The sequence below is a fragment of the Sphingomonas sp. AC522 genome, from assembly GCF_979258125.1.
On the sequence record NZ_OZ409836.1, the window covers coordinates 3,116,989 to 3,129,411 of the forward strand.

General features: G+C 62.0%; 12 protein-coding genes and 1 pseudogene. 4 read left to right on the top strand and 9 right to left on the bottom strand.

Annotated features, from left to right (window positions below; genetic code table 11):
• Positions 1 to 13: 13 nt before the first annotated feature.
• Positions 14 to 1,024, bottom strand: coding sequence for a UDP-N-acetylglucosamine 4,6-dehydratase (inverting) (gene pseB, locus ACZZZM_RS15580; RefSeq protein ID WP_463595991.1), 1,011 nt, complete (start codon positions 1,022 to 1,024; stop codon positions 14 to 16).
• A gap of 398 nt (positions 1,025 to 1,422) precedes the next feature.
• Here pseB and ACZZZM_RS15585 point away from each other — a divergent pair, with 398 nt between their 5' ends.
• Entirely contained in the window at positions 1,423 to 2,817 is a 1,395-nt protein-coding gene (locus tag ACZZZM_RS15585; RefSeq protein WP_463595992.1) for a sugar transferase, read from the top strand.
• Between the two features lie 168 nt (positions 2,818 to 2,985).
• Here ACZZZM_RS15585 and rfbD read toward each other — a convergent pair whose 3' ends face one another.
• The 4 genes and pseudogenes from rfbD to rfbA all read right to left on the bottom strand — a co-directional run bounded on the left by rfbD (position 2,986) and on the right by rfbA (position 6,387).
• Positions 2,986 to 3,885 carry a dTDP-4-dehydrorhamnose reductase gene (gene rfbD / locus ACZZZM_RS15590; RefSeq protein ID WP_463595993.1) on the bottom strand — a complete coding sequence of 300 codons (900 nt, stop codon included), beginning with the start codon at positions 3,883 to 3,885 and terminating at the stop codon, positions 2,986 to 2,988.
• Positions 3,882 to 4,940, bottom strand: a complete 1,059-nt coding sequence (rfbB, locus tag ACZZZM_RS15595) for a dTDP-glucose 4,6-dehydratase (protein WP_463595994.1) — start codon at positions 4,938 to 4,940, stop codon at positions 3,882 to 3,884. The genes rfbD and rfbB overlap by 4 nt, the downstream gene beginning before the upstream one ends.
• A gap of 6 nt (positions 4,941 to 4,946) precedes the next feature.
• Positions 4,947 to 5,510, bottom strand: coding sequence for a dTDP-4-dehydrorhamnose 3,5-epimerase (gene rfbC, locus ACZZZM_RS15600; protein WP_463595995.1), 564 nt, complete (start codon positions 5,508 to 5,510; stop codon positions 4,947 to 4,949).
• A pseudogene (gene rfbA, locus ACZZZM_RS15605) lies at positions 5,507 to 6,387 on the bottom strand (glucose-1-phosphate thymidylyltransferase RfbA). The gene rfbC and the pseudogene rfbA overlap by 4 nt, the downstream one beginning before the upstream one ends.
• A gap of 217 nt (positions 6,388 to 6,604) precedes the next feature.
• On the opposite strand from rfbA, the gene wecC reads away from it, so the two are divergent.
• Positions 6,605 to 7,900, top strand: coding sequence for a UDP-N-acetyl-D-mannosamine dehydrogenase (wecC, locus tag ACZZZM_RS15610; protein ID WP_463596465.1), 1,296 nt, complete (start codon positions 6,605 to 6,607; stop codon positions 7,898 to 7,900).
• Here the strand turns inward: wecC and ACZZZM_RS15615 are convergent.
• On the bottom strand, positions 7,855 to 8,556 hold the full coding sequence (locus ACZZZM_RS15615; protein ID WP_463595996.1) for a sugar transferase: 702 nt from the start codon (positions 8,554 to 8,556) through the stop codon (positions 7,855 to 7,857). The genes wecC and ACZZZM_RS15615 overlap by 46 nt on opposite strands.
• Positions 8,557 to 8,587: 31 nt before the next feature.
• Positions 8,588 to 9,658 carry a M48 family metalloprotease gene (locus tag ACZZZM_RS15620; RefSeq protein ID WP_463595997.1) on the bottom strand — a complete coding sequence of 357 codons (1,071 nt, stop codon included), beginning with the start codon at positions 9,656 to 9,658 and terminating at the stop codon, positions 8,588 to 8,590.
• 429 nt (positions 9,659 to 10,087) lie between these two features.
• Here ACZZZM_RS15620 and ACZZZM_RS15625 point away from each other — a divergent pair, with 429 nt between their 5' ends.
• On the top strand, positions 10,088 to 10,315 hold the full coding sequence (locus ACZZZM_RS15625) for a hypothetical protein (RefSeq protein ID WP_463595998.1): 228 nt from the start codon (positions 10,088 to 10,090) through the stop codon (positions 10,313 to 10,315).
• Positions 10,316 to 10,464: 149 nt separating this feature from the next.
• Entirely contained in the window at positions 10,465 to 11,265 is an 801-nt protein-coding gene (locus ACZZZM_RS15630; protein ID WP_463595999.1) for a metallophosphoesterase family protein, read from the top strand.
• A 58-nt stretch (positions 11,266 to 11,323) separates the two neighbouring features.
• On the opposite strand, the gene ACZZZM_RS15635 is transcribed toward ACZZZM_RS15630, so the two are convergent.
• On the bottom strand, positions 11,324 to 12,004 hold the full coding sequence (locus ACZZZM_RS15635) for an FKBP-type peptidyl-prolyl cis-trans isomerase (protein WP_463596000.1): 681 nt from the start codon (positions 12,002 to 12,004) through the stop codon (positions 11,324 to 11,326).
• A gap of 82 nt (positions 12,005 to 12,086) precedes the next feature.
• A complete protein-coding gene (rpsU, locus tag ACZZZM_RS15640; protein WP_019368605.1) occupies positions 12,087 to 12,293 on the bottom strand; it encodes a 30S ribosomal protein S21 in 207 nt (68 codons plus the stop codon).
• Positions 12,294 to 12,423 lie beyond the last annotated feature (130 nt).

Genomic DNA, 12,423 nt, shown 5'->3' on the forward strand with positions numbered 1-12,423 from the left:
CCTTGCCGCAGGATCAGTCTATCGTCTTGCCGACGACGTGCTGCTCGATCAGCTCGCGGATCTGCTCGACGGTCAGGAAGTCGGGGTTGGTCCCGCTGTCATAAGCGAAGCCGGGCTCGACCAGCTTGGCGCCACGGCGCTCGCAATAATCCTCTATCGAATACGCCGCGGAGACTGGCAGGATCGCATAATAATCGCCGAGATCGACGGTGTTGAAGCTGTCCGACGAGGTGATCATCTCCTCGTGGATTTTCTCGCCGGGGCGGATTCCGATCACTTCCTGCCTGGCATCGGGGGCGATCGCTGTCGCCACGTCGCCGATCCGGTAAGACGGGATCTTGGGAACGAGAAGTTCGCCACCCTCTGCGCTCTCGATCGACCAGAGCACCATATCGACGCCCTCCTGGAGCGAGATATTGAAGCGGGTCATGCGGGGATCGGTGATCGGCAGAACGCCCTGGTCCTTGCGCGCCAGGAAGAACGGAATGACCGAGCCGCGGCTGCCCATCACGTTGCCGTAGCGGACGACGCTGAACTTGATGCCGCGATCGCCCTGGATGTTGTTCGCGGCGATGAACAGCTTGTCCGAGCACAGCTTGGTCGCGCCATAAAGGTTGATCGGCGCAGCTGCCTTGTCGGTCGACAGCGCGACAAGACGCTCGACCTTGGAATCAAGGCACGCCTCGATCAGGTTCTGAGCACCGAGCACGTTGGTCTTGATGCATTCGAACGGATTATATTCGGCCGCGGGGACCTGCTTGAGCGCAGCGGCATGGACGACGATGTCGATCCCCTCGAGCGCGCGGCGCAGACGCGCTTCGTCGCGCACGTCGCCGATGAAATAGCGAATTGCCGGGTACTTCTCGATTGGGAACTGCTGCCCCATTTCGAACTGCTTGAGTTCGTCGCGCGAGTAGATGACGAGGCGGCGCACATCGGGATAGCGCTCCAGCACGGTCCTGACGAAAGCTTTACCGAACGAGCCGGTGCCGCCCGTGATAAGAATCGATTTGTTATTGAGCATGGAACCGCGGTCTCGTTCTAACTGGTGGGGGCTTTGGCGCACAACGAATCCCTAGCCACAAATCGGGCTCTCGTTCCGTTGGCGTTATTTCCTCCCGTTCGACCGGCCCTTACAACGGTGATGGTCCTTTCCGCAACGGCCATAAATAAAGCCGCCCAATGTGGCGCCGGCATCGGCAGCAGTTTGGGATCGGCCGACCCCCCGCACTCCCTCGCACGCTGGCGATCGAGCCCCAGCGAGCTTGTTTCGAGAGGGGCCCGCCAGCGACAAGATGCGCCGAATCCATGCCTTTTTGGTACGGTTGAAGGAAAGTTGCCGGCGCCAACCCTTGTTAATTTGCACGATTCGGCATAGTCGCACCTCTTTCCAGACCCAGATTTCGGTTCTGCGGGGGACTCATGAATTTAGAGCGCAAGGGCGCGGCGTGGCGAGCCAGCGATGGGGCGGCAGCCTGGCGGCCCCGAACCAGCTTGTTGAACGCGCGGCTGTTCGTCGCATTGATGGCGGTCGACGTCGTTGCGATGTTTGCGAGCTTCGCCGGCACCGGCGTTGTATATGATTGGCTCGCCGACGGTGGCACGGGCTGGCTGCTGGTCTGGTCGGTTCTAACTCCGCTCTATATCGGTTCCGCAATCAACGCGCACGCCTACTCGCCCGACTGCCTGCGAGATCGGCTTCAATGCGTCGCCCGCGGCGTAAAGGCGATCCTGATCGCTTTGTGTGTCGTCATCCTGATTGCATTCATGCTCAAGGCAAGCGCGAACATCTCGCGACTGACGGTGGCGATCGGGGCGGCCTTTTCATTGCTCAGTATCGCTGCCGGCCGATATGTCTTTGTCGGTCAGGTCTCGCGCATCCTGGGCGCGGATCCGTACAACGTCGTATGGATTACGGACGGCTGTCCGATGCCAAGTACGGGCGATTACTCCGTGCTGATCGCTGCGGATTGCGGGCTCGATCCCGATAATCACGATCCGATGATGTACGACCGGCTGGCCACCTCGCTCGGCGGCGCGGACCGCGTCGTGGTCTCGTGCCTGCCCGAGCGCCGCGAAGCATGGGCTGCGGCGCTCAAGGGTGCGAACATCCAGAGTGAAATCCTAATCCCGGAACTGCTCGGCCTCGCGCCGCTGGGCGTCTCGCGCCACGGCGCCGTTCCGACCATCATCGTTGCCACCGGCCCGCTGGGCTTGTTCGACCGCTTTGTGAAGCGCATCTTCGACGTCCTCGTCGCCGGCTTCTCGCTTATCCTGCTAGCGCCGGTACTGCTGGTCACCGCAATCTGCATCAAGCTCGACAGCCCAGGTCCGATCTTCTTCAAGCAGGTGCGTATCGGCCGCGCCAACCAGATGTTTCGGGTCCTCAAATTCCGCAGCATGCGCGCAGAAAATTCCGACGGTGCGGGCGATCGCTCTGCCAGCCGCGACGACGACCGTATCACCCGCGTGGGCCGTTTCATCCGCAAGACCAGCATCGATGAGCTGCCGCAGTTGATCAACGTCCTGCTCGGCGACATGAGCATTGTCGGACCCCGCCCCCATGCCCTGGGCTCGCGCGCGGCAGACAAGCTCTTCTGGGAAGTCGATGAGCGCTATTGGCAACGTCATGCCGCGAAGCCCGGTTTGACTGGCCTAGCCCAGGTCCGCGGCTATCGCGGCGCGACCTTCCATGAGGACGATCTAACCAACCGGCTCCAGGCAGATCTGGAATATCTCGATCACTGGTCGCTTTGGCGCGACATGAAGATCGTGGTGCTTACTTTCCGCGTGCTTTTCCACCGCAACGCGTTTTAGCCTAGGACCGCGCAGCCGCAGATGCGACGCCCGGGGGCGGCGAAAAGACGGGCCAAACGGTCAAGATACAACATCATCGGGAGACACCGTGACAGCGATGGGCGGTGCGTATCGACTAGCGGTGCAGCGTTCGCCACATTCACTCTCGTCGCTGCTGAACCCGTTGGGCTAATTGGCGCTAGGCCGCCCTGCAGCGTCAAGAACGAGCCGATCCATGACGACCAACAGCGAGTCCTCCCAACGCGGCGTGCGATGGCCATAGGCTTCGGCGAAGCGAGTGCAGTCCAACCGCGAGTTGGCGGGTCGCTGCGCCCTTGTTGGATAGTCGCTGCTCGGAATGCCTTTCACATCTGCCGAAGAACCGCCTCGCTTGGCGCTTTCCGTAAAGATTGCACGTGCAAAATCGGCCCAATTGGTCTCACCCGTGCCGGCGAAATGATAGGTTTCGTTGGCACCTTGGTTGGGGCTGGTTTGCCATCCGCGGACCACTGCCATTAGCGCGTCGGCGATGTCGAGTGACGAAGTTGGGCAGCCGAACTGGTCGTCCACGACCGCGAGGCTGTCGCGGCTCTCCGCGAGACGCAGCATGGTCTTGACGAAATTGGCGCCGAACGGGCTGTAGACCCAAGCAGTCCGAAGGATCGCATAGGTCGCGCCCGATGCCCGGATCGCTTCCTCCCCCGCCAGCTTGGTCGCGCCGTAGACACCGAGCGGCGCGACCGGATCGGTCTCGCGCCACGGACGATCTAGGGTGCCGTCGAAGACATAGTCTGTAGACAGATGCAGCACAGGTGCGCCGATCTTCGCCGCGGCCCGAGCAAGAATGCCCGGTCCCTCCCCGTTCACTGCCATCGCCAGTTCAGGCTCGTCCTCGGCCTTGTCCACTGCAGTATAAGCCGCTGCCGAGATCACCAGGTCCGGACGCGTCGATGCTACGGCGCGTTCGATCGAAGCCGCATCGGCGAGGTCGAACTCAGGTCGGCCTACGAAGACCAGTTCATGTCCCGCAGCACGCTCTGCGAGGCTCTGCGCAACCTGGCCATCCCGGCCCGTGACGAGGATCTTCACGCAGTCTTGCCGAGGCGCTCGCCCGCGTACGAGCCCGAGCGGATCGGCTCCCACCACCAGCGATTCTCGAGATACCAGTCGACCGTCCTGGCGAGACCGGTATCGAAATCTTCCTCGGCCTTCCAGCCCAGTTCGGTCTCGAGCTTGGTCGCGTCGATCGCATAGCGGCGGTCATGGCCGGGGCGATCGGTGACATAGGTGATCAGTTCGCGGCGCGTGCGGCCATCTTCCAGCGGCACGCGTGCATCGAGCGCATCGCAGATCGCTTCCACCACCTGCAGGTTCGTCCGCTCGTTACGACCGCCGACATTATAGCTCTCGCCAACAGCACCTGTGGTCAGGATTAGCGCCAGCGCCTTGGCGTGATCGTCGACATAGAGCCAGTCGCGGACATTCTCTCCCTTGCCATAGACCGGCAGCGGTTTGCCCTCGAGCGCGTTGAGAATAACCAGCGGAATCAGCTTCTCGGGAAAGTGATAGGGGCCGTAATTGTTCGAGCAGTTGGAGAGCACCACCGGCAGGCCATAGGTTTCGTGCCAGGCGCGGACGAAGTGATCCGAAGCAGCCTTCGACGCCGAATAAGGCGAAGACGGATTGTACGGCGTTTCCTCGGTGAAGATGCCGCTGTCGAAGGGCAGATCGCCAAAGACTTCGTCGGTCGAAATGTGGTGGAAGCGAAACCCGCTTTTCGCTTCCCCCTCAAGCTCACGCCAATATTCGAGCGCAGCCGAGAGCAGACGAAAAGTGCCGACGACGTTGGTCTCGACGAATTCGCCGGGACCGTCAATCGAGCGATCGACATGGCTCTCCGCGGCGAGGTGCATGATGCCTTCGATCTTTTCTTCACGCAGCAGCGAGAGGATTAGCGGCACGTCGGCGATGTCGCCCTCGACGAACCGATGGTTGGGCGCGTTCTCGATCGCCTTGAGCGATGCGGGATTGCCCGCATAGGTCAGCTTGTCGAGATTGATGACGCGGGTGCCCTGGCGAACGAGATGCCGCACCACCGCCGAGCCAATGAAGCCGGCTCCGCCGGTGACGAGAACGGTCTTCATGGAGCTTCAGCCTTCGTAGACGAACGGGGAATCATAGTCCGCGAGCAGCGGTGCGTCGCGATCCTTGTCGGTGATCGTCACCGGCCCGAGATCGGGCCAGTCGATGCCGAGCGCCGGATCGTCCCACCGGATGGCGCCTTCATGCTCCTTCGAATAGAGCGCGCTCACCTTGTAGAGCACCTCGGTATCCGGAACGAGCGTGATGAACACGTGCGCGAAGCCCTTGGGAACCAGCAGCTGGTTCCACTTTTCGGCCGAGAGCTCGCAGCCGACCCATTTGCCATAGGTGGGCGAACCCTTCCGGATATCGATCGCGACGTCGTAGATCGCGCCGCGCAGCACGCGGACCAGCTTGTCCTGCGCGAAGGGGGGCACCTGGAAATGGCATCCGCGGACGGTGCCCACCGGTGCCGAGAAGCTCTGATTGTCCTGCATCCAGTCGATATGGATGCCTTCGGCCTCGAACGCGGGGCGTTTGAAGACTTCGGAGAAGAAACCGCGATGATCGCCGAACTTGGGTGGAATGATTTCGACGATCTCAGGAATGGAAAGGCGGCGGAACTGGGTCATGCGAGGCTCGCTACCCGCTTCTTGAGGTAATCCGCATAGCCGGTCTTGCCGAGCTGCGCGGCACGGCGGAGCACCGTCTCGCCATCGAGCCAGCCCAGCTCCAGCGCGATCTCTTCGGGGCAGGCAATCTTGATGCCGGTGCGGTGTTCGATGGTGCGAACATACGCGCTGGCTTCGTGAAGGCTCTCATGCGTGCCCGTATCGAGCCACGCATAGCCGCGGCCCAGCCGCGTGATGTGAAGGTCGCCGCGCTCCATATAGGTGCGATTGACGTCGGTGATTTCCAGCTCGCCACGATGCGAGGGCTGGATCGACTTGGCGATCTCCACCACGTCGTTGTCGTAAAAATAAAGGCCGGTGATCGCCCAATTCGACTGCGGGTTCACAGGCTTTTCTTCGACGCTGGTTGCCTTGCCGGTGTCGGGATCGAAGGAGACGACGCCGTAGCGCTCCGGATCCTCGACATGATATGCGAAGACATTGGCACCGCCCTTGGCGGCCTCGGCTGCCGCGGCCTGACACTTCTCACCCATCTTGTCGCCGTGATAGATGTTGTCGCCCAAAATCAATGCGCTCGGGCTGTTGCCCACGAAGTCGGCGCCGATGATGAAAGCCTCCGCCAGGCCGTTCGGCTGGGGCTGGACGGCATAGCTGAAGTTGACGCCGTAGCTCGATCCGTCGCCCAGCAGCGCCTCAAACATCGGCAGGTCGCGGGGCGTCGAGATGATCAGCACATCACGGATGCCGGCCAGCATCAACACCGACAGCGGATAATAGATCATCGGCTTGTCAAAAACGGGCAACAGCTGCTTTGAGATTGACAGAGTGGCAGGATAGAGACGGGTGCCGCTCCCCCCGCGAGGATGATGCCCTTCATTTCAACTCCCATGAGACGGCGCCTGCCTAACCGCCGCCCCCCGCAACAGCAACCGTATTATAATGCCCATTGCGGCACAGCACAGCGATCAGATGATCGCATCGTTTCCGAAATATCAACGCTCCTCGACGATCATGCCGCCTATTCGGCAATGGCTCGCGCGCGCAATTCGTTCGGCGATGGCCATGCCTCGGCACGGATGCGGGGATCGTTGCGCATGGTTTCGGACACTGAGCTCAAGGTCGCGGTTCTCGGCCTGGGCTATATCGGGCTTCCCACCGCTGCGGTGATCGCGCGCACCGGCGCCAGTGTACTCGGGATCGACGTGCATCAGAATGTCGTCGACACGATCAATTCGGGGAAGGTCCATATCGAGGAGATCGACTTGGACGCGCTTGTCTCGGGTGTGGTCGCGCGCGGTAATCTGCGCGCATCGCTGCAGATCGAGCCGGCGGACGTCTTCGTCATTGCCGTGCCCACGCCTTTCCAGGAGAATCACGCGCCCGATATCGGCTATGTGCTCAAGGCCGCGACCAATGTCGCGATCGTGCTCAAGCCCGGCGACGTGGTAATCCTCGAATCCACGTCTCCCGTCGGCACCACCGAAAAGGTCGCCGAATTGCTCTCGCAGTTGCGTCCGGATCTGAAGGTGCCCGGCCACTGCGTTGGCAGTGCGGACGTGGCGATCGCTTATTGCCCTGAGCGCGTGCTGCCCGGCCGCATCCTGGTCGAGCTGATCGACAACGATCGCGTCATTGGCGGGATAACGCCGCGATGCGCCCGCAAGGCGCTGCAATTTTATCGGCGCTTCGTCCGCGGCGCCTGCGTCACCACGACGGCTAAGGCCGCGGAGATGACCAAGCTCAGCGAAAACGCGTTTCGCGATGTCAATATCGCCTTTGCCAACGAACTCAGCATCATCGCCGAAAAGATGGGCGTCGATGTGTGGGAGGTGATCCGCCTCGCCAATCGCCATCCGCGCGTCAATATCCTTTCGCCCGGCCCGGGCGTGGGCGGGCACTGCATCGCCGTCGACCCGTGGTTCCTTGTCAGCGCCGCACCCGACGCTACCCCGCTAATCCGCACCGCGCGCGAAGTGAATGACGGCAAGGTCGACTATGTCATCGAACGCGCATCGGCGATGATCGAGGCGAACCGGCACGCTCGCATCGCCTGTATGGGTCTCGCGTTCAAAGCCAATATCGACGATTTCCGCGAGAGCCCCGCACTCAAGGTGGCCGAGGCCCTCGCCCGCCGCTTCGGCGAGCGTGTCGCGATCGTCGAGCCCTATGCCGATCGCCTGCCCAGGGCCTTCGAAGGCACGGGCGCGTCGCTGATCGATGTCGATACCGCGCTTGAGAGCTGCGACCTGCTGATCGCGCTCGTCGATCACGACGTCTTCAAGTCGATCCCGCTGGACGAGCGCGCGGACAAGCAGGTCTATGACACCCGCGGCATCTGGCCCGATCAGCCCCGCGCGGTCTCCAGCGCGCCGCTCAGGCTCGCCGTTTGAGGAGCCAGCCGGGCGAGCAACGACTCCAGCCGCCGCCGCGCCCAGCGGCGTGACAGCAGGGCCATAGCGGTCAGCGCGAGAATGCGCAGATCCAGCACCGGCCCGCGATGGGCGAGATAAAGCAGCCCAAGCCTGGTTTTGACCGGACGGATCGCTGCTTTGTAATGCGCCAGCGGATCCCCCTGCGCGGCCAGCAACCGCCCTTCGTCAACGAACCACAAAGAGGCGAGGTCGGTCATTCCCGGCACTATCGCCAGCAGCCTCCGCTCCTCCGGCGAATAGAGCGCGACGCCTTCGGGCAGATCCGGCCGGGGACCGACCAGGCTCATTTCGCCGCGAAGCACGTTCCAGAGTTGCGGCAATTCATCGAGCTTCCAGCGCCGCAGCCAGGCCCCGATGGGAGTGATCCGCGGATCGCCTTCGGGCGCCAGACGGCCGCCTAGCCTGTCGGCATCCGATATCATCGTCCGCAGCTTGAACATGACGAACCCGCGCCCTCCGCGGCCGACACGGCGCGCGCGATAAATCGGCGTCACGCCATCAGCGATCCAGATCGCCAGCATGGCCATGAGCAAGAACGGCAGCGTCGCGGCCAGCACGAGCGAGGCCAGAGCAATATCGAACAAGCGGGCAGCGATGCGATCCATCGCCGTCATGGTTAACCCGTGCGCAACGATTCCGGCAAGCTCAGCGGTGCCGAATAAGCAGCTTCTGCCAGTCTCCGTCGAGCGGACGATCGCGCTCGGCCAGCACGGCGGGGATGATCGGGCTCGCAGGCGCCGCCTCGATCTTGGCGATCTCCGCCTCGAGCGTTGCAATCCGATCGCGCCAGGCCGGGTGTGAGCGGCTGCGGAATATCCCCCCCGCCTTGCTCGGCCCGAACTTCTGCCAGAAGGCGATTGCCGAGCGCACCGGATATTTGGCGTTGGCGAGGAAATAGACTCCGAGCAGGTCCGCCTGAATCTCGGTCTGCCTGAAATATTTCACGTTCGCGCCGAAGCCCGCGAGCATCCCGAAGCTCACGCCGCGTGCCTCGAGGCGATCACGGTGGCGGAGCACATTGTGTGCGAACTCATGCGCCATCACCGCCGCAACCTGCTCCTCGGGATATTCCTCCACGAAGCGCGATCCGATCTGGACCATCGTCCCGTCGGCCGATGCCCCCCAATCCGTGGCGATGCGCATTTCGAAACGCGTCCTGCACACGGGCACCGGCTGAACCATGACCGTGAGCGGCTTGCCGTCACGCAGCGCTTCGATCTCGATCGGTGCGGCGGGGGGCAATGCGGCGATCGCAAGTTGCGCGGCAACAAGGCGGTCGGTGGTCATCGGCTTGCCGGGCAGCGATGCGATCGCGACCGAGCCGACGCGCACAAGCGAATCGTCCGCCTTCAGCCCTGCCTGTTCGGCGGGAGTTCCGGGGACCACGCCTTCGATCGCGACCTCGCCGGCAAAGCCGAAATGCTTGCGCGCTGTCTCGCGCGACTGGGCGTCGAACTGGTCGAGTGTGTGAAGCTGGATGCCGGTTCCGGGCTCGAGCCGATCGCACAAGGCGGCATTGCCGGAAGCGAGACGCCAGCCGATCGCCGCCACCTTCAAGTCAGCCTGGCGCACCTCTTCGAAGCTCTGCGCATCGTCGGCAAGAAGAGGTAGCGCAGCATCCGCCGAGCCGAGCGCGAGCAGGAAAATTCCGGCACCGGCGCCCGCAAAGCGCGTTACGCGGCGCCAGCGAAGCACGGCTCTACCAATCGAAATCATGCCCTCCTTTACGTGGCCCCGGCCCCTCCCCGCAATCCATCTGCTCAGCCTTGGCGATTCCCGGGATGGCAACGCTCGGCCGCTCCCGAAACGGGACAGAAACGTGCCACGACACGCCGAAGGGCGCAGCTCGCGCATTGAAAATCACTGCGCATCATCGTCAAAAGCAGATAAATCCAAAGATCGTACTTTTCGTCTCGTTAACCACTTGGTTGTATTGTGCAGTGCAGCTAGATTGCACATCGCTTGCGGCGACATGGGTCGGCGGTCGCAGGCGGTGAAACCGGGATACATCGGGAATGTGTTGCGTTACGGCAACGGCATGAGCTCTTGTCAAAGTCAGGGCTTTTGAGGTGTTGCCGTCTGTTGGTTCCTATGTCATAGGCCCACGAGATAGAGATTATCAGACTCGAAGAGGGAGTAATTATAATGTTGGCTAAGCTTTTCACGGCCGCTGCCGTCGCCTCGCTGGCGGCGACCCCGGTTCTCGCGAGCCCCGCTTCGTCGCTTTCGCTCTCGAAGGCGCGCGTTGCGACCAAGGCTAAGAAGTCGAACGAGCTGGCTCCGGCCGTCATCATCGGCGTCCTCGCGACTGTGGCGATCATCGGCGGCGCAGTTGCGCTCGCAAACAACGATGATACGCCCGACAGCCCGTAAGCTTTTCGCTTAGGGTTACGAGTTCAAGTGGCGGCCTTAGGGCCGCCACTTTTGTTTTGGGCACCCGCGCTCGCGACTAATCGGTCTCGCAAGGTGAGCAAAGCAGGTGTCTTGGCTACGAACTGGCAGTATAGGCTCGGTCTGATCCCATGTTTCGTAAGCTTTTCTCTCTAGGCAACACTGCCTCCAGTTCGCCCAAAGGAGCCCTTCCTGCGGGTAGCCGTGTTTACGCAATAGGTGACATTCACGGCCGTCTCGATTTGCTGGAAAGGCTACTTTTACAGATCGAAGCCGATGACGCAGCGCGTCCGGAGAGCGACACAGTGCTGCTCTTCCTGGGTGACCTCATAGATCGTGGCCCCGAGTCTGCGCAGGTCGTCGAACGGTTGCGCATGCTGAAGACGGCGGGTGAGAATGTGCGGCTACTGCTCGGCAATCACGAGGAAGTTTTCCTGACTGCGCTTTCGGGTGACGAGAAGGCACTGAAGTTTTTTTGTCGAATAGGCGGCCGCGAGACCATATTGAGTTATGGCGTTAGCGAGGATGACTATAATAACCTCGCCTATCCCGACCTCCTCAAGGCGTTGATCGCCAAGGTTCCAGCTACGCATCGCGAGTTTCTGCGAGACTTTGAGGACATTATCATCCTCGGGGATTATGCCTTCGTGCATGCCGGCATACGCCCGGATACCTCTCTGACGCAGCAGAAGACTCAGGATCTACGATGGATAAGGTCGGCGTTCCTGGAGCACCGTGGACGTTTTGAAAAGATTATCGTCCATGGGCATACGATAGCAGACGAAGTTGAGCTCACGCCCTATCGTATCGGCCTGGATACCGGCGCCTACTCGTCTGGAATTCTCTCTGCGATGGGCTTTGAAGGCGATCAACGCTGGATCATAGATACCCGCGCCGCGGTCGCGGCCGCTCAGGATTCAGCCATCAGCTAAGCTTGCGCGCTACGCGACCGCCGTCCCTCGAATCACCCCGGGGATGCCGGGAGGACGGTTATTGCCCCTGAGGAACAGACGCGGGGCCCTCAGGCGCACCCTGCGGGGCGCCACCCTGTGGAGCGCCTGGAGCGCCACCCTGCGGACCGCCTTGGGGCGCACCGCCCTGAGGACCACCCTGCTGCATCATCTGCTGCATCATCATCTGCTGGACGATAGCGGCGGGGATGATGCGATCGACCGTGACCTTGAAGATCAGCATCGAATTGGGCGGGATGCGATCGGGATCGGGCGACTGCGCGCCATAAGCGAGCTCGGCCGGGATCCAGAAGCGATAGACGCCGCCGGCCTTGACCAGCTTCAGGCCCTCATAAAAGCCCTTGATCGCAGCGCCTTCCTGAAGCGGAAACGGCGCCGGACGATCCGATTTGTCGAAGATCTTGCCGTTGCGGAAGCTGCCCTCATAATTGACGAGGACATAGTCGCCTTCGGAGCCGTTCGGACCCTCGCCTTCCTTGAGCACCTGATATTGCAAGCCCGAGGCAGTGGTCTTGACGCCCGCCTGACCCCTATTCCAGCTGAGGAACTGCGCATCGGTGCCGCGCACCGCAACTGCGGCGCGGGTGCCGCACCAGGCCAGCGCCGCAGCAAGCGCTATCGCGGCGAGCACGCCGAGCCATAGCCAGACCTTGTGGCTGCGCTTGACTGGCTGGAGCGGAACGGCGGTCACGGACGACATGGATTCGGCTCCAGCAGGCAGCTCAAACGACGCAAATGTTGATGAAGTTTAGTAATCTCGGGGGTCTCCCCCGAGACTAAACTTACCGTGCGCTGTCGCGCTCGACGCGCTTGCGCTCGAGCTTGCGCGCGCGGCGGACCGCAGCGGCGCGCTCACGGGCGCGCTTCTCGCTGGGCTTCTCGTAGTGACGACGAAGCTTCATCTCGCGATACACGCCCTCGCGCTGCAGCTTCTTCTTGAGCGCGCGGAGCGCCTGATCGACATTGTTGTCACGTACGATGATTTGCATGTTGTAAAAGAGCCTCGCGCTTCAAAACAATAGAATAGGGTTCGCCGGAGCATGGGCTGCGGCGCGAATGGCGGCCACCTATCAGGGGAATTCCTATTTTTCAAGCATAGAAAGGCCGGGACACCGCCTG